This window comes from Pseudomonas sp. R4-35-07 (assembly GCF_003852235.1).
Classification (GTDB): domain Bacteria; phylum Pseudomonadota; class Gammaproteobacteria; order Pseudomonadales; family Pseudomonadaceae; genus Aquipseudomonas.
Genome location: NZ_CP027732.1, coordinates 781448 through 802264 on the forward strand (window position 1 = coordinate 781448; position 20817 = coordinate 802264).

Below are 20817 nucleotides of genomic sequence, written 5' to 3' on the forward strand. Positions count from 1 at the left end.
TTTCTCCGGGTAAAGGGTTGGTGGTCAGGCGAGAAACTTCAGGCGCTTGAGGTCGAAGTGTTCAATCACCTCGGCGGCCTGGGCCCGGAAGCTCTGGATATGCGCGCTCTGATCGTGGTCGGCCAGGGCCGCCTCATCGCTCCAGCGCTCGAGCATGTAGAACGTCTCGGGATGTTGCAGGTCCTGATGCAGGTCGTACTGCTCACAGCCAGGTTCCAGGCGGGTCGGTTCGAGCAGGCCGCGCAGCAGGGTTTCCAGAGTGGCTTGTTGGCCAGGCTTGGCGATCAGTGTGGCGATGACGTTAAAAGCAGTGGACATACTCGACTCCTGGTCGAAAAGGAACGGCGTGGGCAGATGATTGGCTATTTCCAATGCAGATAAAAGCCGATAAAACAGCGTTCTGTTTCAATAAAAAATTGATAATTGGCGGGAATGCATGCTTCGCTTTGATGATTTGCAGTTATTTGTGCGGGCGGCAGACCTGGGCAGTTTGTCCGCAGCCGCGCGGGTGATGGACCTTTCCCCCGCAGTGGCCAGTGCCGCGTTGAAGCGTATAGAGCAGCAACTGGGCGCGCGCTTGCTGGCCCGCTCCACCCGCAGCCTGCGCTTGACCGCCGAGGGCGAAGGTTTTCTCACCTACGCCCGCGCCGCGTTGAGTTCACTGGATGAAGGGCGGCGCTTGTTGGCCAGTGGGCAGGACCACGTGAGCGGCCTGCTGCAACTGTCGGCGCCTTCGGATTTCGGGCGCAATCAGCTGTTGCCCTGGCTGGATGATTTCCAGCGTGAATACCCGCAACTAAGCGTGCGCCTGTTGCTGGGTGATCGCATAGCCGACCTTTTCCGCCAGCCGGTGGACATCGCTTTGCGCTATGGCGAACCCGAGGATTCAAGCCTGGTGGCGTTGCCCATCGCCCCGGAGAATGTACGGGTGCTGTGCGCAGCACCCAGTTATCTGGCCCGTTATGGCGAGCCGCGACACCTTGAACAACTGGCCCAGCATAATTGCTTGCTCTATATGCTCGCCGGTCGCGTGCATGATCACTGGCGTTTTTTTGATGGCAAGCGCGAGGTCAGCCTGACCGTCTCGGGGGATCGGGTCAGCGACGACGCCGACGTGGTGCGCCGCTGGGCGGTAGCGGGTGTGGGCATTGCCTATAAATCCTGGCTGGATGTGAGTACCGACGTCGTGGCTGGGCGTTTGCGCTTGATCCTGCCGGAGCTGCGCGGTGAGCGCACGCCGCTTAACCTGCTGTGCGCGCATCGTGCGCAGTTGAGCAAACCCGTCAACTTGCTGCGGGAGATGCTCGTGTCCCGTTGTGCGACATTGACGGCGCAACGGTCGGAGCGATTCGCGGCTAAGTAACGGCCGGCAGAAAAGCAGGAAATTTCGCTCAAGTGCTGTCCCTGTCCAGGCTGTAAGACGCCATGGAACCAGCTGTTTTGGCCCCTATACTTTGGCGCCAACCGCAGCAGAAAAACGCGTCAACAGGGAGTCGAGAGATGGAACAGGCACCATGCATCAGTCATATCGCCAGCTTGCTTGCCGAGCCCAAGCGCACCGCAATGCTGTGGGCATTGATGGACGGTTCGGCAAAATCTTCAGAGGAGTTGGCGACGTGCGCCGGGTTGTCTACGGCGTCGGCCAATGCCCATTTAGCCAGGCTGACCGGCAGCGGCCTGCTGCGGGTCGAAGCGCGACGGGGCAAGCGGCTGTTTCGTGTGGCGGCTGCGGACGTCAGCGCCGCCATCGATGCCCTGGCGACGACGACCATGGCCAGTGTCGGGCGCAGCACGCCGGATACTCAGCCAGCGGCGTTGCGGGTACCGCCGCTGTTGCGTCGCGCCCGTGTGTGCCAGGACCACCTCGGCGGTGAATTGGCGGCCGGCCTGTACGAGCGGATGATGGAGGCAGGGTGGATCCAGCGCTACGAACAACGTACCGAAGTCACGGTCAAGGGCACCCAGCATTTGGCGAGCCTGGGTATTTTTGTCCAGGCCTTCTCGTCGCCGTTGGTGTGTGACTGTTTCGACTGGAGCCAACAGCAACCGCATGTGGGCGGTGCGCTCGGCGCGGGGTTGTTGCAACTGTTCCTGCAGTCGAACTGGGTCAATGCGATCGATGAATCCCGGGCCTTGTCGGTCAGCGACGCCGGGCTTGCGGAAATCAACCGGCTGGCCACAGCGTAGGCGCGTCGCTCCTGGTTTCGGTCAGGTCGCATCCAGCAATCGCCAGGGCAGACGATGCCGCACACTCTTTGGGGGACTTTTCAGACAGGGGGCGGCGGCATGGGTATGCAAGGCTATAGCGCAGCAGAGCGGCTGGAACGGTTGCCCATCAGTGGTTACCACCGAATCATTTTCATCATCATTGCCCTGGCGTTCTTCTTCGACTCCATGGATCTGGCAATGATGACGTTTCTATTGGGCTCGATCAAAGCCGAGTTCGGCCTGAGTACGGCCCAGGCCGGCTTACTCGCCAGTTCGAGCTTTTTCGGCATGGTGATCGGTGCGTCGCTCTCGGGGATGCTCGCGGACCGCTTCGGGCGCAAGCCGGTGTTTCAGTGGAGCATCGTGTTGTGGGGCGTCGCCAGCTACCTGTGCTCCACGGCGCAGACGGTCGAGACGCTGACGCTGTTTCGCATCTTGCTGGGCATTGGCATGGGCATGGAATTTCCCATTGCACAGTCGATGTTGTCGGAGCTGATTCCGGCAAAGCGACGTGGGCGGTATATCGCGTTGATGGATGGTTTCTGGCCGCTCGGGTTTGTCGCCGCCGGGGTGCTGTCGTATTTCCTGCTGCCGGTGGTGGGCTGGCGCGACATCTTTCTGGTGTTGGCGGTGCCGGCGGTATTTGTGCTGGCCATCCGGTTTTTTATTCCGGAATCGCCGCGTTGGCTGGAACAGGCCGGGCGCCACGAGGCGGCGGACAAGGTATTGCTTGGCATCGAACACAAGGTGCGCGACTCCCTGGGATGCGCCGACTTGCCCGAACCGGTGGCCTTGCCGCGAGTGGCGAGTACGCCAGGCACGTTCTTCTCGGCCTTCCAGCAATTGTGGTCGGCGCAGTACCGTCAACGCACCCTGATGATCTGGAGCGTGTGGTTCTTTGCCCTGCTCGGGTTCTACGGGCTCACCTCGTGGTTGAGTGCGTTGTTGCAGCAGTCAGGCTTTGCGGTGACGCAATCGGTGTATTACACGGTGATCATTTCCCTGGGCGGAATACCGGGTTTCCTCATGGCCGCGTGGCTGGTCGAGCGTTGGGGGCGTAAGCCGGTGTGCGTGGTGACGTTGCTCGGTGGCGGGGTGATGGCGTTTCTGTATGGGCAGAGTGCGGTGTTTGGCGGCAACGTCGGGCTGCTGATTGCGTCCGGCTTGTTGATGCAGTTCTTTCTATTTGGCATGTGGGCGGTGTTGTACACTTATACGCCCGAGCTATATCCCACCTCGGCGCGTGCGACCGGGTCCGGCTTCGCTTCGGCGATTGGGCGGGTGGGGTCGTTGCTTGGGCCTCTGGTGACCGGGCTGGTGTTTCCGATTACCGGGCAGGGCGGGGTATTTGCCTTGGGCGCGCTGTGTTTCGCCGTGGCGGCGCTGGTGGTGTGGGTGTTCGGGATGGAGACCAAGGGCAAGACGTTGGAAGAACTCACCGAAATCTAGGGTTACCGCAAAAACCATGTGGGAGGGGGCTTGCCCCCGATGGCGATGGGTCAGCTACAAATAAGCTGGCTGACATACCGCAATCGGGGGCAAGCCCCCTCCCACATGTCTGGACTGCGTTTATTCAGTTATGGCTTTACCAGTCGCGCATCCAGGCTGTTCTGCGCCAGGCGTTTGGCCTGGTCCTGGGTCATGCCCAGGGAGGTGTACAGCGCGTGGAAGTTCTCGGTGACATAACCGCCGAAATAGGCCGGATCGTCCGAGTTCACGGTGACTTTCACGCCACGCTCGAGCATGTCGAGGATGTTGTGCTGGGCCATGTCGTCGAATACGCACAGCTTGGTGTTGGACAGTGGGCAAACGGTCAGCGGGATCTGCTCGTCGATGATGCGCTGCATCAGGCGCTCGTCTTCGATGGCGCGCACGCCATGGTCGATACGCTGGATTTTCAGCAGGTCGATGGCTTCCCAGATGTACTCGGGCGGGCCTTCTTCGCCGGCGTGGGCCACGGTGAGGAAGCCTTCGTGACGGGCGCGGTCGAACACACGCTGGAACTTGCTCGGCGGGTGACCCATTTCTGAACTGTCCAGGCCCACGGCGACGAACGCGTCACGGAACGGCAGCGCCTGGTCGAGGGTTTTCTCGGCTTCGGCTTCGCTCAGGTGGCGCAGGAAGCTTAAGATCAGGCCGCTGGTGATGCCCAGTTGCTGCTCGCCGTCTTTGAGGGCGGCAGCGATGCCGTTGAGCACCACTTCGAACGGCACACCACGGTCGGTGTGGGTTTGCGGGTCGAAGAAGGGTTCGGTGTGGATCACATTCTGGGCTTTGCACCGCAGCAGGTAGGCCCAGGTCAGGTCGTAGAAATCCTGGGACGTGCGCAGCACATCGGCGCCTTTGTAGTACAGGTCGAGAAACTCTTGCAGGTTATTGAACGCGTAAGCCTTGCGCAGGGTTTCGACGTCGTTCCACGGCAGGGCAATCTTGTTGCGTTCGGCCAGGGCGAACAGCAGCTCGGGCTCCAGCGAGCCCTCCAGGTGCAGGTGCAGTTCAGCCTTGGGCAGGGCGTTGAGCCAATCGTACATGTCTAAAAATCTCATCAGGTGCAATGGCGGCATTCTACAGGCCATGGCCGAAATAATCGGCATAACCTGACCAGCAGGAGAGTATTTGATTTTTTCGCGCAAGAGCGGTGTGAACTAAGGTGTAACGAAACGTTAGCGGCTGGGCGCAGTCTGTACCCCAACGATGACTGATTTGCTGCACATAAAGGCCTCCCATGCTCACTTCCCTCAAGCAAGAAAAATTCATGCTGCTGGCGCTGATTGCCGCCATTGCCGCCTACCCGCTGGAACACTGGATGCTCCACAGCGGGCAGATTGTGGCGTTGCTCGCGGGCCTCGGTTTGATCGCGTTTATCGTGATGGCATCGATGCGTGTGGCCCATCATGCCGAGCAGCTGGCGGAAAAGGTCGGCGACCCCTATGGCACCATGATCCTGACCTTGGCGGCCGTGTTGGTGGAAGTGGTGATCCTGGCGATCATGATGAGCAACGAGCCCTCACCCACACTGGTGCGCGACACCATCTATTCGGCGGTGATGCTCGATATCAACGGCATCCTCGGCCTGGCCGCGCTGATGGGCGGCATCAAGCATGGCGAGCAGTCCTACAACGATGATTCTGCGCGCACCTACAGCGTGATGATCCTCACCGCCATGGGCGTGTCGATGGTGGTGCCGGAATTTATCCCCGAGGCTGACTGGAAAATTTACTCGGCCTTCACCATCGGCGCCATGGTAGTGCTCTACACCTTGTTCCTGAGAATGCAGGTCGGCCCACACAGTTATTTCTTCAGCTACAGCTACCCGGAAAAACGCCGCAAGAAATTGCCGGAAGATGAGCAAGCGCCGCCCGTGAACCTCGCGTTCTCGATCGGCACCCTGGTGTTTGGCGTGATTGTGATTGGCGCGTTGGCCGAGGTCATGTCCAAGACCCTCGACCTGGGCCTGGAAGGCACGGGCGCCCCACCGGTGATCACCGCGATTGTAGTGGCGGCTATTTCCGCCGCGCCGGAAATCCTCACCGCATTGCGCGCCGCCTTGGCCAACCGCATGCAGTCGGTGGTGAACATCGCACTGGGTGCCTCGTTGTCGACGGTGATTCTGACGGTGCCGGTCATGGAAGCGATGGCGCTTTACAGCGGCCAGCCGTTCCAGATGGCAATGACGCCGGTACAGACGGTGATGGTATTTATTACGCTGATCGTCAGCGCGATCAACCTCAATGATGGTGAAACCAATGCCATTGAAGGGATGACGCATTTTGTGTTGTTTGCGACGTTTATCATGTTGTCGCTGTTGGGGTTGTAACCCGATTTCAAGCACACCATAAAGCCAAATGTGGGAGGGGGCTTGTTCCCGATAGCGGTGGGTCAGCCAGCTTATATAGGACTGACACACCGCCATCGGGGGCAAGCACCCTCCCACATTTTTAACTATGTTGGGCTCAGGTTCCGGCGATCAACTGCCGGGCTGCCTGAGTGTGATCGGCGATCAGGCCTTTCAGGTCGAGGCCCTCCACTTGGCCGTCGATTACCCGCCATTGACCTGCAATCATCACCCGGTCCGCTCGATCGGCACCGCACAGCAACAGTGCGGAAATGGGATCGTGGCTGCCGGAGAAGCGCAGTTCATCCAGCTTGAACAGTGCCAGATCAGCCTGTTTGCCCACAGCCAATTCTCCAATATCCGTACGGCCCAACAACTGCGCCGAGCCTTTGGTCGCCCAGCCCAACACACCTTCGGGCGTGATTTTTTCTGCCCCATAACGCAGACGCTGGATGTACAGAGCCTGGCGGGTTTCGAGGATCATGTTCGAGGCGTCGTTGGAAGCCGAGCCGTCCACGCCCAGGCCGATGGGAGCACCAGCGGCGAGCAGGTCGAGGGTCGGGCAGATGCCGGAAGCCAGGCGCATATTCGAGCTCGGGCAGTGGCAGATGCCCGTGCCGGCGGCGCCCAGGCGGGCGATTTCATCCGGGTTGAAGTGAATGCCGTGGGCCAGCCAGGTGCGTGGGCCGAGCCAGCCGACGCTGTCGAGATAATCCACGGTGCGCAGGCCGAAACGTTGCAGGCAGAAGTCTTCCTCGTCGAGGGTTTCCGCCAGGTGCGTGTGCAGGCGCACGTCCAGCGAGGTGGCCAGTTCGGCACTGGCGCGCATGATCTCCGGGGTGACGGAAAACGGCGAGCAGGGTGCGAGGGCAATCTGGATCTGCGCACCGTTGCCGCGCTCGTGGTATTCACGGATCAGGCGTTGGCTGTCGTCGAGAATGACCTGGCCCTGTTGCACGGTTTGCTGCGGCGGCAGGCCACCATCGGCTTCGCCCAGGCTCATGGAACCACGGGTGAGCATGGCGCGCATGCCCAGCTCGCGTACGCTGTCGACCTGCACATCAATGGCGTTTTCCAGGCCGTCGGGGAACAGGTAGTGGTGGTCTGCCGCTGTGGTGCAGCCGGAGAGCAGCAATTCGGCGAGTGCCACCTTCGACGCCAGGGCGAGTTTTTCCGGGGTCAGTCGGGCCCAGACCGGATACAGGGTTTTCAACCAGGGAAACAGCGGCTGGTTGACCACCGGCGCCCAGGCGCGGGTCAGGGTCTGGTAGAAGTGATGGTGGGTGTTGATCAGCCCGGGCAGGACCACATGCTCGTGGGCATCGAACACCTGCGCACAGGGTTGCGCGGGTTCTTGCCCCTGGGCCAGCACTTCGGTGATGACACCGTCTTGCAGTACCAGGCCGCCACGGGCATCGAGGCCATTGGCAGTGAAAATAGCGAGGGGGTGTTTTAACCAGATACGGGTCGCAGGCATTGGCCGGCTCCTCTGAATGATGGGTTCAGGTTTGCCAGCTCAGTGTTGCCCTGTCTGCTGATCCAGGGTCGCCGGGGAAGGCGAGGCGGGTAGATTACGTGTTGGTCCACATGCAGGCAAGCGGACGCGGTCAGTGTGGGAGGGGGCTTGCTCCCGATAGCGGTGGATCAGCCAACTTATATATGACTGAAATACCGCCATCGGGGGCAAGCCCCCTCCCACAGGGTGACCAGTGTACTTACCAAGCGATGGTGTCGCCTTTGTAATCCACGAAATGATGACCGCCTTTGCCGGTGTAGGCATTCACTTGATCCACCAGGCCACGCACGCTGGTTTCGACGTCGATGTGCGCATTCTCGCCGCCCATGTCGGTTTTCACCCAGCCTGGGTGCAGCGATAACACCGTCGGCTTGTGTTCGCCCAGTTGGGTGACAAAGCTGTTGGTCATGGAGTTGAGCGCCGCCTTGCTGGCTTTGTACAACGCCATGTCCGAACCATCAGGAATGGTGACGCTGCCCAGCACCGAACTCATGAAGGCCAGCACGCCGGTGTCCTTACGGATCTGCCCGACGAAACGCTGGGCCAGGTTGATCGGGGCCACAGCGTTAGTGAAAAACAGTTGGCCGACTTCCGCCAGGGTCGCGTGGCCAGGTTCCTGGTTCGCCGGGCCCTTGACGCCGGCGTTGACGAACAGCAGGTCGAAGGTGCGGTCTTTCAGGCGCTGGGCCAGGGCGATCACGGCTTGCTGATCGTCCATGTCGAGTTTCTCGATCTGCACCGGGCCCACGGCTTTCAGGGCGTCAGCCTTGTTCGGGTCGCGCACGGTGGCAGTCACGTCCCAGCCGTCCTGGAGCAGTTGCTTGACCAGGCCAAGGCCCAGCCCGCGCGAGGCGCCGATGATCAGTGCGGTTTTTGGCGTAGGCATGAAAAGCTTCCTTTTAGAGTCGCGGTTCAGGGAATTCAGCAAATAACAGTAACAGTTTTCAGCGTTGCAGCAGGATACGTCCACGGCTCAGGTCGGCCAGTTGGGCCTGCAGGGTATCGACCTGCTCTTCGCCCAAAGCCAGTTGCAGTTCGACACCGTTGGCGGTGAAGGTTTCCTCCACCACCAACCCGCCGAGGTCGGCAACACGCAGTTTTACCAGGTTCAGCTCGGCGAATGCGCAGGCGCAGCGCAAGGGTATGCGGCTGATCAGCTCGATGCGCTCGGCGTTCTGCAGGCACTTGTTGGCGCCGCCGCCATAGGCCCGGGCCAGCCCACCGGTGCCCAGTTGGATACCGCCGTACCAACGAATCACCAGCACCGCGACCTGATCGAAACCCTGGGCTTCGATGGCCGCAAGGATTGGCCGCCCGGCGGTGCCGCCGGGTTCGCCGTCGTCGTTGCTGCGGTATTGGTCGGCGAGTTTCCAGGCCCAGCAGTTGTGTGTTGCGTTGAGGTCGCTGTGCTGCTCGAAAAACGCCTGGGCGTCGTGCGGGCTGGTAATGGGCGCCGCCAGGGTGATAAAGCGGCTTTTGCGGATTTCTTCACGAAATTCGCAAAGGCCTGTAAGCGTGAATGGCATAAGTCGCTTCGTTTATTGGGCCGGCTTGATGCCACAGCCTTTGAGAATGATGTGGATCAGGTTGGTGCCGGCGTCTTCCATATCCTGCTTGGTCAGCTTGGTGCGCCCCGTGACGCGGCAGATCTGGGTGGCGAAGTCGGCGTAGTGCTGGGTGCTGCCCCACAGCAGGAAGATCAGGTGTACCGGGTCGATGGGGTCCATCTTGCCAGCATCGATCCAGGCCTGGAACACGGCCGCCCGGCCGCTGAACCAGGCGCGGTAGTCCTGGCTGAAATATTCGGTAAGGCATTCGCCGCCGCTGATGATCTCCATGGCGAAGATTCGTGAGGCCTGTGGCTGGCGTCGTGAGAATTCCATCTTGGTGCGGATGTAACGGGAAAGGGCCACGGCCGGGTCGTCCTCGGCGGTCAGCGCGTTGAACGTGCTGTCCCACAATTCCAGGATATTGCTCAGTACGGCAATGTACAGGCCAAGCTTATTGGTGAAGTAATAATGCAAGTTGGCTTTGGGCAACCCGGCACTGGCAGCGATGGTGTTCATGCTGGTGCCCTTGTAGCCGTGGCGCGCGAACTCATCTTCAGCAGCCTGGAGAATCGCTTGTTCGTTCTTTTGCCGAATGCGGCTGGCGGGTTTACCGGCGTGGTTGCTGTGGGCAGGAACTTCGAGGCTCATGGAGGTTTCCGTGCTGATCGATAGAGGCGACGTGTGCACAGATAACCCACCCTCAAGCCTCAGACAAGTGTTGATGCAATAAAACCGTCAAAGCGATTCCAGGGAGTCACTTTCGGGCGTGTGGTTTGCAACGGCATCGGTGGTTTTGGCCTCGGGCAATAGCAGGCACAACACAATGGCAGTCAGGCCGCCGCTGGTGATGGCGGAGTCGAACAGGTTCTGCACCAGGGCCGGCATCAAGTGCAGCAAGTTGGGTTGGGCGGCGATGCCCAAGCCGACCCCGAACGAGGTGGCGATGATCAACATGCTGCGTCGATCCAGCGGCGCCTGCGCCAGGATGCGCACACCTGCCGCAGCGACGCTACCGAACATCACCAGGGTCGCGCCGCCCAGCACCGGTTTGGGGATTTGCTGCAATACCGCGCCGATCATGGGAAACAACCCGAGACAAATCAACACGGCGCCGATGTACAGGCCGACGTAACGGCTGGCCACGCCGGTGAGTTGGATCACCCCGTTGTTTTGCGCGAAGGTGGTATTGGGGAAGGCGCTGAACGTCGCGGCGATCATGCAACTGACCCCATCACCCAGCACGCCGCCTTTGAGTCGGCTTATATAAGACGCACCGCTGATGGGCTGGCGGGCGATCATGCAGTTGGCCGTAAGGTCACCAACGGTTTCGATACTGCTGATCAGATAAATCAGCGCGATTGGCAGGAAGGCGCTCCAGTCGAAGTTGAAACCAAAGCGAAACGGCGTAGGCAGGCTGATCAGCGGCAGGTCGGGCAAGGCGTGGGGCACCAGCTTGCCGCTGAACCAGGCGGCCAGGCTGCCGAGGGCCAGGCCGATGATGATGGCCGAGAGGCGTACCCAGGGTGTGTTCGAGCGGTTGAGCAGGATGATCGTCAATACCACGAACAGGCCCAGGGCCAGGTTGGTGGGGGCGCCGAAGTCGGGAGCGTTGAACCCGCCGCCGAGATCGGTGATGCCCACTTTTATCAGGCTGATGCCGATCAGCGTAATCACGATCCCGGTCACCAGGGGCGTAATGACCCGGCGCAGTTGGCCGATACAGCGGCTCAGCACGATTTGCACCAAGGCGCCGAAAAAGCACACGCCGAAGATCATCGCCAGGATGTCCTCAGGGCTGCCGCCGCGTTGCTTGACCAGAAAACCGGCGGACAATACCGCCCCCAGGAAGGCGAAGCTGGTGCCTTGCAGGCAAATCATCCCGGCGCCGATACCGAACGGCCTACGCGCCTGGATGAACGTGCCGACGCCGGAGACCATCAGCGCCATGCTGATCAGGTAGGGCAGGTGCGCGGTGAGGCCCAGGGTGGAACCGATGATCAGTGGCGGGGTGATGATGCCGACAAACGCGGCCAGCACATGTTGCAGGGCAGCCAGCAGGGCGGGCAGTGGTTTGGGGCGATCATCGAGGCCGTAGATCAGGTCGTTGGGGCTGGAGGATTGTGCTGGCATGGCGAGTCAACTCGGGGCGGACGGTTCAAGGTTCTTGTGCCTTGCAAAAAACTGTCCACCTGCTCAGCTTTTTTTGCGGGGCCCGAACTAGCGCGTTGCTGCCAGGCTTTCCAGGAAGCTTTCCAGCACCAAATGGGGGCGGCGGCCCTTGCGCGTGACCGATGCCAGGCTTAAATCGTAAAACCGTGTGGCCGATTTCAGCGCGCGGAGTCGGCCTTGTTGTACCCATAGGCTGGCGTAATGATCGGGCAGGTAGCCGATATAGCGGCCGGTGAGGATCAGGAATGCCATGCCTTCGCGGTCCGAAGCACTGGCCGTGCAATTGAGCGCCTGGTAGTGGGCCTGGATCTCGGCGGGCAGGCGGAAGGTCGGGGCGATGGCGTCCTGGCCGTCGAGGCGCGCGTCGTCCAGTTGCTTGTCGTCGGCATAAAACAGCGGATGGCCGACCGCGCAATAGAGCAGCGAGCGCTCGCTGTACAGCGGTTGGTATTCCAGGCCGGACAACGCGCTGGCCTGGGGCACAACGCCAACGTGCAGACGGCCGTCGAGCACACCTTGCTCCACTTCATTGGGGGCGATCATGCGGATCTGGATCTGCACGTCCGGGCCGCGCTCCTTCAACTGCGCCAAGGCGTGGGTAATGCGCATATGGGGCAGGGTAACGAGGTTATCGGTGAGGCCGATGATCAGCTCTCCACGCAAGTGCTGGTGCAGGCCATTGACCTCGGTGCGAAAACTTTCCAGGGCACTCAACAGTTGCAACGCCGACTGATAGACCTCGCGGCCTTCTTCAGTCAGTGAGAAGCCGGCGCGGCCGCGTTGACAGAGCCTCAGCCCGAGGCGCTGCTCCAAGTCGCTCATTTGCTGGCTGATGGCCGAACGCCCAATCCCCAGTGCGGTTTCCGCTGCGGAAAACCCGCCGCACTCCACCACGCTGCGAAAGATGCGCAGCAAGCGGATATCAAAGTCGCTGACCTGGGCCAGGGGGTCGGGACGACGGCTCATAGTTTAGTGAAGTCCTGACTGAAGGTTAGAAAAGTTGAATTTCACCGACTTTATCTCCGTGGCAATTTAGCTGCAACAACGCTTTTTCAATCCCGACGCTGCCTTTTGCCTTGCGAGGTTTTGCTGATGAACATGCCGGAAAACGCCCCATCGTCCCTGGCCAGCCAACTCAAGCTGGATGCTCACTGGATGCCTTATACCGCCAACCGTAACTTTCAGCGCGATCCGCGCCTGATCGTGGCCGCCGAAGGCAGCTGGTTGACCGATGACAAGGGGCGCAAGGTCTACGACTCGCTGTCGGGCCTTTGGACCTGCGGCGCCGGGCATACGCGCAAGGAAATCCAGGAAGCGGTGGCCCGGCAGTTGGGCACCCTGGACTACTCTCCGGGCTTCCAATACGGTCATCCGCTGTCCTTTCAACTGGCGGAAAAGATTACCGACCTGACCCCTGGCAACCTCAACCATGTGTTCTTCACCGACTCCGGCTCCGAGTGCGCCGATACCGCCGTGAAGATGGTGCGTGCCTACTGGCGCCTGAAGGGCCAGGCCACCAAGACCAAGATGATCGGCCGCGCCCGTGGGTACCACGGGGTGAACATTGCCGGTACCAGCCTTGGCGGCGTCAACGGTAACCGTAAGCTGTTTGGTCAGTCGATGATGGACGTTGACCACCTGCCGCATACCTTGCTGGCGAGCAACGCGTTCTCCCGTGGCATGCCGGAGTTGGGCGGTATTGCGTTGGCCGATGAGTTGCTCAAGCTGATCGAGTTGCATGATGCTTCGAACATTGCTGCGGTGTTTGTCGAGCCAATGGCCGGTTCTGCGGGAGTGCTGGTGCCGCCACAGGGGTACCTCAAGCGCCTGCGTGAAATCTGCGATCAGCACAACATTCTGTTGGTGTTCGACGAAGTGATCACCGGTTTCGGCCGCACCGGCTCGATGTTCGGCGCTGACAGCTTTGGCGTGACCCCGGACTTGATGTGCATTGCCAAGCAAGTCACCAATGGCGCGATTCCCATGGGCGCGGTGATTGCCAGCAGCGAGATCTATCAGACCTTCATGAACCAGGCGACGCCCGAGTATGCGGTGGAATTCCCCCACGGCTACACCTATTCGGCGCACCCGGTGGCCTGCGCGGCCGGCCTCGCGGCACTCGACCTGCTGCAGAAGGAAAATCTCGTGCAGAGCGTAGCCGAAGTCGCACCGCACTTTGAGAATGCGCTGCATGGCTTGAAGGGCAGCAAGAATGTGCTTGATATTCGTAACTACGGCCTGGCCGGAGCCATCCAGATTGCCCCGCGCGACGGAGATGCGATCGTGCGTCCGTTCGAGGCCGGCATGGCACTGTGGAAAGCCGGTTTCTATGTGCGCTTCGGCGGTGACACCCTGCAGTTCGGGCCAACTTTCAATAGCAAACCGCAGGACTTGGATCGCCTGTTCGATGCGGTCGGTGAAGTGCTGAACAAGATCGACTAATTTCTCCTTCTATATAGAACAACTTTTCAGGAGCCCTGCATGAGCCTTATCCAGCATTTGATCAACGGTGAACTGGTCAACGACAGCGGTCGCAGTGCCGACGTGTACAACCCGTCTACTGGCCAGGTGATTCACCAAGTGCCGTTGGCCAGTCGTGAAACCATTCAACAGGCGATCGACGCGGCCAAGGCGGCGTTCCCGGCCTGGCGTAATACGCCGCCGGCCAAACGTGCGCAGGTGATGTTCCGTTTCAAGCAGTTGCTGGAGCAGAACGAAGCGCGTATTTCGCAGTTGATCAGCGAAGAGCACGGCAAGACGTTGGAGGATGCCGCCGGTGAGTTGAAGCGTGGCATCGAGAATGTGGAGTACGCCTGCTCGGCGCCGGAGATTCTCAAGGGCGAATACAGCCGCAACGTGGGGCCGAACATTGATGCCTGGTCGGATTTTCAGCCGCTGGGCGTGGTGGCGGGGATTACGCCGTTCAACTTCCCGGCGATGGTGCCGTTGTGGATGTATCCGCTGGCGATTGTGTGCGGTAACTGTTTCATCCTCAAACCGTCGGAGCGTGACCCGAGTTCGACGTTGTTGATCGCGCAATTGTTGCAGGAAGCGGGTCTGCCTAAAGGCGTGCTGAGCGTGGTGCACGGTGACAAGGGTGCAGTGGACGCTTTGATCGAGGCGCTCGAGGTAAAGGCGCTTAGCTTTGTAGGATCGACGCCGATTGCCGAATACATCTATGCCGAAGCGACCAAACGCGGTAAGCGTGTGCAGGCACTGGGCGGGGCGAAGAACCACGCGGTGCTGATGCCGGACGCGGATCTGGATAACGCCGTCAGTGCCTTGATGGGCGCGGCATATGGTTCCTGCGGCGAGCGTTGCATGGCGATCTCGGTGGCGGTGTGTGTGGGTGACCAGGTGGCGGATGCGTTGATCGCCAAGCTGGTGCCGCAGGTCAAGGCATTGAAGATCGGCGCGGGCACCACCTGTGGCTTGGACATGGGGCCGCTGGTGACTGGGCAGGCGCGGGACAAGGTCAGTGGCTATATAGAGGACGGTGTGTCGACGGGGGCCGAGTTGGTCGTCGATGGTCGCGGCTTGAGCGTTGCCGGGCATGAACATGGGTTCTTCCTCGGTGGCAGCCTGTTTGATCGCGTGACCCCCGAGATGCGTATCTATAAAGAAGAGATCTTCGGCCCGGTGTTGTGCGTGGTGCGGGTGGAGAGCCTGGAAGCGGCGATTCAGCTGATCAACGATCATGAATACGGCAACGGCACCTGCATCTTCACCCGTGACGGTGAGGCGGCGCGTCTGTTCTGTGATGAAATCGAAGTGGGCATGGTGGGAGTCAACGTTCCGCTGCCGGTGCCGGTGGCTTATCACAGCTTCGGGGGCTGGAAGCGTTCGCTGTTTGGCGACTTGCACGCCTATGGGCCGGATGGGGTGCGGTTCTATACCCGCCGCAAGGCGATCACTCAGCGTTGGCCGCAGCGGGCCAGTCATGAGGCATCGCAGTTCGCTTTTCCGAGCCTGTAAGGCTAGGTGAATAGAAGGCCGGCCCTTGGGGCCGGCCTTCGCGTTTCCTGGGTTTTTTGACCTATATGACAGAAATGTGAAAAAGAAGGTTGACGGCAGATTCTGTGCGCCTATAATTCGCCCCACTTCCGGCGCAGTCGAAACGGAAAACTCCTTGGTAAACAATGAGTTAAGTAAGTTTTGACAGTAAGTTGCTTCAGTCCATCGAAGCCAAAAGGAAGTTGAAAAAGAGGTGTTGACAGCAGCGTGTAACGCTGTAGAATTCGCCTCCCGCTTACGAGAGATCGCAAGCGCAAGTGGTTGAAGTTGTTGAAGAAATCTTCGAAAACTTCTGAAAATAACCACTTGACAGCAAATGAGGCTGCTGTAGAATGCGCGCCTCGGTTGAGACGAATAGCTCTTAACCAACCGCTCTTTAACAACTGAATCAAGCAATTCGTGTGGGTGCTTGTGGAGTCAGACTGATAGTCAACAAGATTATCAGCATCACAAGTTACTCCGCGAGAAATCAAAGATGTAACCAACGATTGCTGAGCCAAGTTTAGGGTTTCTTAAAAACCCAAAGATGTTTGAACTGAAGAGTTTGATCATGGCTCAGATTGAACGCTGGCGGCAGGCCTAACACATGCAAGTCGAGCGGTAGAGAGAAGCTTGCTTCTCTTGAGAGCGGCGGACGGGTGAGTAATGCCTAGGAATCTGCCTGGTAGTGGGGGATAACGTTCGGAAACGGACGCTAATACCGCATACGTCCTACGGGAGAAAGCAGGGGACCTTCGGGCCTTGCGCTATCAGATGAGCCTAGGTCGGATTAGCTAGTTGGTGAGGTAATGGCTCACCAAGGCGACGATCCGTAACTGGTCTGAGAGGATGATCAGTCACACTGGAACTGAGACACGGTCCAGACTCCTACGGGAGGCAGCAGTGGGGAATATTGGACAATGGGCGAAAGCCTGATCCAGCCATGCCGCGTGTGTGAAGAAGGTCTTCGGATTGTAAAGCACTTTAAGTTGGGAGGAAGGGCAGTTACCTAATACGTGATTGTTTTGACGTTACCGACAGAATAAGCACCGGCTAACTCTGTGCCAGCAGCCGCGGTAATACAGAGGGTGCAAGCGTTAATCGGAATTACTGGGCGTAAAGCGCGCGTAGGTGGTTTGTTAAGTTGGATGTGAAATCCCCGGGCTCAACCTGGGAACTGCATTCAAAACTGACTGACTAGAGTGTGGTAGAGGGTGGTGGAATTTCCTGTGTAGCGGTGAAATGCGTAGATATAGGAAGGAACACCAGTGGCGAAGGCGACCACCTGGACCAACACTGACACTGAGGTGCGAAAGCGTGGGGAGCAAACAGGATTAGATACCCTGGTAGTCCACGCCGTAAACGATGTCAACTAGCCGTTGGGAGCCTTGAGCTCTTAGTGGCGCAGCTAACGCATTAAGTTGACCGCCTGGGGAGTACGGCCGCAAGGTTAAAACTCAAATGAATTGACGGGGGCCCGCACAAGCGGTGGAGCATGTGGTTTAATTCGAAGCAACGCGAAGAACCTTACCAGGCCTTGACATCCAATGAACTTTCTAGAGATAGATTGGTGCCTTCGGGAACATTGAGACAGGTGCTGCATGGCTGTCGTCAGCTCGTGTCGTGAGATGTTGGGTTAAGTCCCGTAACGAGCGCAACCCTTGTCCTTAGTTACCAGCACGTTATGGTGGGCACTCTAAGGAGACTGCCGGTGACAAACCGGAGGAAGGTGGGGATGACGTCAAGTCATCATGGCCCTTACGGCCTGGGCTACACACGTGCTACAATGGTCGGTACAGAGGGTTGCCAAGCCGCGAGGTGGAGCTAATCCCAGAAAACCGATCGTAGTCCGGATCGCAGTCTGCAACTCGACTGCGTGAAGTCGGAATCGCTAGTAATCGCGAATCAGAATGTCGCGGTGAATACGTTCCCGGGCCTTGTACACACCGCCCGTCACACCATGGGAGTGGGTTGCACCAGAAGTAGCTAGTCTAACCTTCGGGAGGACGGTTACCACGGTGTGATTCATGACTGGGGTGAAGTCGTAACAAGGTAGCCGTAGGGGAACCTGCGGCTGGATCACCTCCTTAATCGACGACATCAGCTGCTCCATGAGCTCCCACACGAATTGCTTGATTCATTGAAGAAGACGAAAAGAAGCAGCCCGAAATTGGGTCTGTAGCTCAGTTGGTTAGAGCGCACCCCTGATAAGGGTGAGGTCGGCAGTTCGAATCTGCCCAGACCCACCAATTTTGTGTGGGAAACGCCTGTAGAAATACGGGGCCATAGCTCAGCTGGGAGAGCGCCTGCCTTGCACGCAGGAGGTCAACGGTTCGATCCCGTTTGGCTCCACCACTACTGCTTCTGTTTGTAGAAAGCTTAGAAATGAGCATTCCATCGTTGTGATGGTGAATGTTGATTTCTAGTCTTTGACTAGTTCGTTCTTTAAAAATTTGGGTATGTGATAGAAAGATAGACTGACCGTTACTTTCACTGGTAACGGCTCAGGCTAAGGTAAAATTTGTGAGTCGCTCTTAATTGAGTATGATCGAATTTTCGGCGAATGTTGTCTTCACAGTATAACCAGATTGCTTGGGGTTATATGGTCAAGTGAAGAAGCGCATACGGTGGATGCCTTGGCAGTCAGAGGCGATGAAAGACGTGGTAGCCTGCGAAAAGCTTCGGGGAGTCGGCAAACAGACTTTGATCCGGAGATGTCTGAATGGGGGAACCCAGCCATCATAAGATGGTTACCTTACACTGAATACATAGGTGTATGGAGCGAACCAGGGGAACTGAAACATCTAAGTACCCTGAGGAAAAGAAATCAACCGAGATTCCCTTAGTAGTGGCGAGCGAACGGGGACTAGCCCTTAAGTGGCTTTGAGATTAGCGGAACGCTCTGGAAAGTGCGGCCATAGTGGGTGATAGCCCTGTACGCGAAAATCTCTTAGTCATGAAATCGAGTAGGACGGAGCACGAGAAACTTTGTCTGAATATGGGGGGACCATCCTCCAAGGCTAAATACTACTGACTGACCGATAGTGAACTAGTACCGTGAGGGAAAGGCGAAAAGAACCCCGGAGAGGGGAGTGAAATAGATCCTGAAACCGTATGCGTACAAGCAGTGGGAGCCTACTTTGTTAGGTGACTGCGTACCTTTTGTATAATGGGTCAGCGACTTATTTTCAGTGGCGAGCTTAACCGAATAGGGGAGGCGTAGCGAAAGCGAGTCTTAATAGGGCGTCTAGTCGCTGGGAATAGACCCGAAACCGGGCGATCTATCCATGGGCAGGTTGAAGGTTGGGTAACACTAACTGGAGGACCGAACCGACTACCGTTGAAAAGTTAGCGGATGACCTGTGGATCGGAGTGAAAGGCTAATCAAGCTCGGAGATAGCTGGTTCTCCTCGAAAGCTATTTAGGTAGCGCCTCATGTATCACTGTAGGGGGTAGAGCACTGTTTCGGCTAGGGGGTCATCCCGACTTACCAAACCGATGCAAACTCCGAATACCTACAAGTGCCGAGCATGGGAGACACACGGCGGGTGCTAACGTCCGTCGTGAAAAGGGAAACAACCCAGACCGTCAGCTAAGGTCCCAAAGTTATGGTTAAGTGGGAAACGATGTGGGAAGGCTTAGACAGCTAGGAGGTTGGCTTAGAAGCAGCCACCCTTTAAAGAAAGCGTAATAGCTCACTAGTCGAGTCGGCCTGCGCGGAAGATGTAACGGGGCTCAAACCATACACCGAAGCTACGGGTATCACGTAAGTGATGCGGTAGAGGAGCGTTCTGTAAGCCTGTGAAGGTGAGTTGAGAAGCTTGCTGGAGGTATCAGAAGTGCGAATGCTGACATGAGTAACGACAATGGGTGTGAAAAACACCCACGCCGAAAGACCAAGGTTTCCTGCGCAACGTTAATCGACGCAGGGTTAGTCGGTCCCTAAGGCGAGGCTGAAAAGCGTAGTCGATGGAAAACAGGTTAATATTCCTGTACTTCTGGTTATTGCGATGGAGGGACGGAGAAGGCTAGGCCAGCTTGGCGTTGGTTGTCCAAGTTTAAGGTGGTAGGCTGGAATCTTAGGTAAATCCGGGATTCTAAGGCCGAGAGCTGATGACGAGTTGTCTTTTAGACGACGAAGTGGTTGATGCCATGCTTCCAAGAAAAGCTTCTAAGCTTCAGGTAACCAGGAACCGTACCCCAAACCGACACAGGTGGTTGGGTAGAGAATACCAAGGCGCTTGAGAGAACTCGGGTGAAGGAACTAGGCAAAATGGCACCGTAACTTCGGGAGAAGGTGCGCCGGTGAGGGTGAAGGACTTGCTCCGTAAGCTCATGCCGGTCGAAGATACCAGGCCGCTGCGACTGTTTATTAAAAACACAGCACTCTGCAAACACGAAAGTGGACGTATAGGGTGTGACGCCTGCCCGGTGCCGGAAGGTTAATTGATGGGGTTAGCTAACGCGAAGCTCTTGATCGAAGCCCCGGTAAACGGCGGCCGTAACTATAACGGTCCTAAGGTAGCGAAATTCCTTGTCGGGTAAGTTCCGACCTGCACGAATGGCGTAACGATGGCGGCGCTGTCTCCACCCGAGACTCAGTGAAATTGAAATCGCTGTGAAGATGCAGTGTATCCGCGGCTAGACGGAAAGACCCCGTGAACCTTTACTATAGCTTTGCACTGGACTTTGAATTTGCTTGTGTAGGATAGGTGGGAGGCTTTGAAGCGTGGACGCCAGTTCGCGTGGAGCCAACCTTGAAATACCACCCTGGCAACTTTGAGGTTCTAACTCAGGTCCGTTATCCGGATCGAGGACAGTGTATGGTGGGTAGTTTGACTGGGGCGGTCTCCTCCTAAAGAGTAACGGAGGAGTACGAAGGTGCGCTCAGACCGGTCGGAAATCGGTCGTAGAGTATAAAGGCAAAAGCGCGCTTGACTGCGAGACAGACACGTCGAGCAGGTACGAAAGTAGGTCTTAGTGATCCGGTGGTTCTGTATGGAAGGGCCATCGCTCAACGGATAAAAGGTACTCCGGGGATAACAGGCTGATACCGCCCAAGAGTTCATATCGACGGCGGTGTTTGGCACCTCGATGTCGGCTCATCACATCCTGGGGCTGAAGCCGGTCCCAAGGGTATGGCTGTTCGCCATTTAAAGTGGTACGCGAGCTGGGTTTAGAACGTCGTGAGACAGTTCGGTCCCTATCTGCCGTGGACGTTTGAGATTTGAGAGGGGCTGCTCCTAGTACGAGAGGACCGGAGTGGACGAACCTCTGGTGTTCCGGTTGTCACGCCAGTGGCATTGCCGGGTAGCTATGTTCGGAATAGATAACCGCTGAAAGCATCTAAGCGGGAAACTAGCCTCAAGATGAGATCTCACTGGGACCTTGAGTCCCCTGAAGGGCCGTCGAAGACTACGACGTTGATAGGTTGGGTGTGTAAGCGCTGTGAGGCGTTGAGCTAACCAATACTAATTGCCCGTGAGGCTTGACCATATAACACCCAAGCAATTTGACTACTCCTGACTTTAAAAAAGCAGAAGCAT

14 protein-coding genes, 2 tRNA genes and 2 rRNA genes are annotated in these 20817 nt (G+C 58.1%); 10 read left to right on the forward strand and 8 right to left on the reverse strand.

Annotation, left to right across the window (positions count from 1 at the left end):
* Window positions 1–24: 24 nt before the first annotated feature.
* Complete coding sequence (locus tag C4J89_RS03345; RefSeq protein WP_124365704.1) at window positions 25–318, reverse strand: putative quinol monooxygenase; 294 nt, start codon at window positions 316–318, stop codon at window positions 25–27.
* Between the two features lie 118 nt (window positions 319–436).
* On the opposite strand from C4J89_RS03345, the gene C4J89_RS03350 reads away from it, so the two are divergent.
* From C4J89_RS03350 to C4J89_RS03360, 3 genes are all read left to right on the forward strand, one after another.
* Window positions 437–1363 (forward strand): LysR family transcriptional regulator, encoded by a 927-nt coding sequence (locus tag C4J89_RS03350; RefSeq protein WP_124413762.1) that lies wholly within the window; start codon window positions 437–439, stop codon window positions 1361–1363.
* A 137-nt stretch (window positions 1364–1500) separates the two neighbouring features.
* Window positions 1501–2187 carry a helix-turn-helix transcriptional regulator gene (locus C4J89_RS03355; protein WP_124413763.1) on the forward strand — a complete coding sequence of 229 codons (687 nt, stop codon included), beginning with the start codon at window positions 1501–1503 and terminating at the stop codon, window positions 2185–2187.
* A gap of 99 nt (window positions 2188–2286) precedes the next feature.
* Complete coding sequence (locus C4J89_RS03360; protein ID WP_124413764.1) at window positions 2287–3657, forward strand: MFS transporter; 1371 nt, start codon at window positions 2287–2289, stop codon at window positions 3655–3657.
* A 128-nt stretch (window positions 3658–3785) separates the two neighbouring features.
* Here C4J89_RS03360 and C4J89_RS03365 read toward each other — a convergent pair whose 3' ends face one another.
* Window positions 3786–4739, reverse strand: a complete 954-nt coding sequence (locus C4J89_RS03365; RefSeq protein WP_043051475.1) for an adenosine deaminase — start codon at window positions 4737–4739, stop codon at window positions 3786–3788.
* A gap of 194 nt (window positions 4740–4933) precedes the next feature.
* Between C4J89_RS03365 and C4J89_RS03370 the strand changes: the two genes are divergently transcribed.
* Window positions 4934–6025, forward strand: a complete 1092-nt coding sequence (locus C4J89_RS03370) for a calcium:proton antiporter (RefSeq protein WP_124361142.1) — start codon at window positions 4934–4936, stop codon at window positions 6023–6025.
* 136 nt (window positions 6026–6161) lie between these two features.
* On the opposite strand, the gene C4J89_RS03375 is transcribed toward C4J89_RS03370, so the two are convergent.
* The 6 genes from C4J89_RS03375 to C4J89_RS03400 all read right to left on the reverse strand — a co-directional run bounded on the left by C4J89_RS03375 (window position 6162) and on the right by C4J89_RS03400 (window position 12244).
* Window positions 6162–7520: an 8-oxoguanine deaminase gene (locus tag C4J89_RS03375; RefSeq protein WP_124413765.1), complete on the reverse strand. Its 1359-nt coding sequence runs from the start codon at window positions 7518–7520 to the stop codon at window positions 6162–6164.
* Window positions 7521–7758: 238 nt separating this feature from the next.
* Window positions 7759–8445: an SDR family oxidoreductase gene (locus C4J89_RS03380; protein WP_124361145.1), complete on the reverse strand. Its 687-nt coding sequence runs from the start codon at window positions 8443–8445 to the stop codon at window positions 7759–7761.
* 58 nt (window positions 8446–8503) lie between these two features.
* Complete coding sequence (locus C4J89_RS03385; RefSeq protein WP_124361146.1) at window positions 8504–9085, reverse strand: YigZ family protein; 582 nt, start codon at window positions 9083–9085, stop codon at window positions 8504–8506.
* A 12-nt stretch (window positions 9086–9097) separates the two neighbouring features.
* A complete protein-coding gene (locus C4J89_RS03390) occupies window positions 9098–9757 on the reverse strand; it encodes a TetR/AcrR family transcriptional regulator (RefSeq protein WP_124361147.1) in 660 nt (219 codons plus the stop codon).
* Window positions 9758–9844: 87 nt separating this feature from the next.
* A complete protein-coding gene (locus tag C4J89_RS03395; RefSeq protein WP_124413766.1) occupies window positions 9845–11239 on the reverse strand; it encodes a uracil-xanthine permease family protein in 1395 nt (464 codons plus the stop codon).
* 87 nt (window positions 11240–11326) lie between these two features.
* The gene (locus tag C4J89_RS03400) at window positions 11327–12244 is read right to left on the reverse strand and encodes a LysR family transcriptional regulator (protein WP_124413767.1); all 918 of its coding nucleotides are present in this window, start codon (window positions 12242–12244) and stop codon (window positions 11327–11329) included.
* A 126-nt stretch (window positions 12245–12370) separates the two neighbouring features.
* On the opposite strand from C4J89_RS03400, the gene C4J89_RS03405 reads away from it, so the two are divergent.
* From C4J89_RS03405 to C4J89_RS03435, 6 genes are all read left to right on the forward strand, one after another.
* Entirely contained in the window at window positions 12371–13720 is a 1350-nt protein-coding gene (locus C4J89_RS03405) for an aspartate aminotransferase family protein (RefSeq protein ID WP_124413768.1), read from the forward strand.
* A 39-nt stretch (window positions 13721–13759) separates the two neighbouring features.
* Window positions 13760–15253, forward strand: coding sequence for a CoA-acylating methylmalonate-semialdehyde dehydrogenase (locus C4J89_RS03410; protein ID WP_124413769.1), 1494 nt, complete (start codon window positions 13760–13762; stop codon window positions 15251–15253).
* 571 nt (window positions 15254–15824) lie between these two features.
* Window positions 15825–17361: ribosomal RNA gene (locus C4J89_RS03420) — 16S ribosomal RNA — on the forward strand.
* Window positions 17362–17443: 82 nt separating this feature from the next.
* Window positions 17444–17520 (forward strand) — tRNA-Ile (locus C4J89_RS03425).
* Window positions 17521–17550: 30 nt separating this feature from the next.
* Window positions 17551–17626, forward strand: a tRNA-Ala gene (locus C4J89_RS03430).
* 249 nt (window positions 17627–17875) lie between these two features.
* Window positions 17876–20767: ribosomal RNA gene (locus tag C4J89_RS03435) — 23S ribosomal RNA — on the forward strand.
* Together the 16S and 23S rRNA genes with 2 tRNA genes alongside form the textbook arrangement of a ribosomal RNA operon.
* Window positions 20768–20817: the final 50 nt, after the last annotated feature.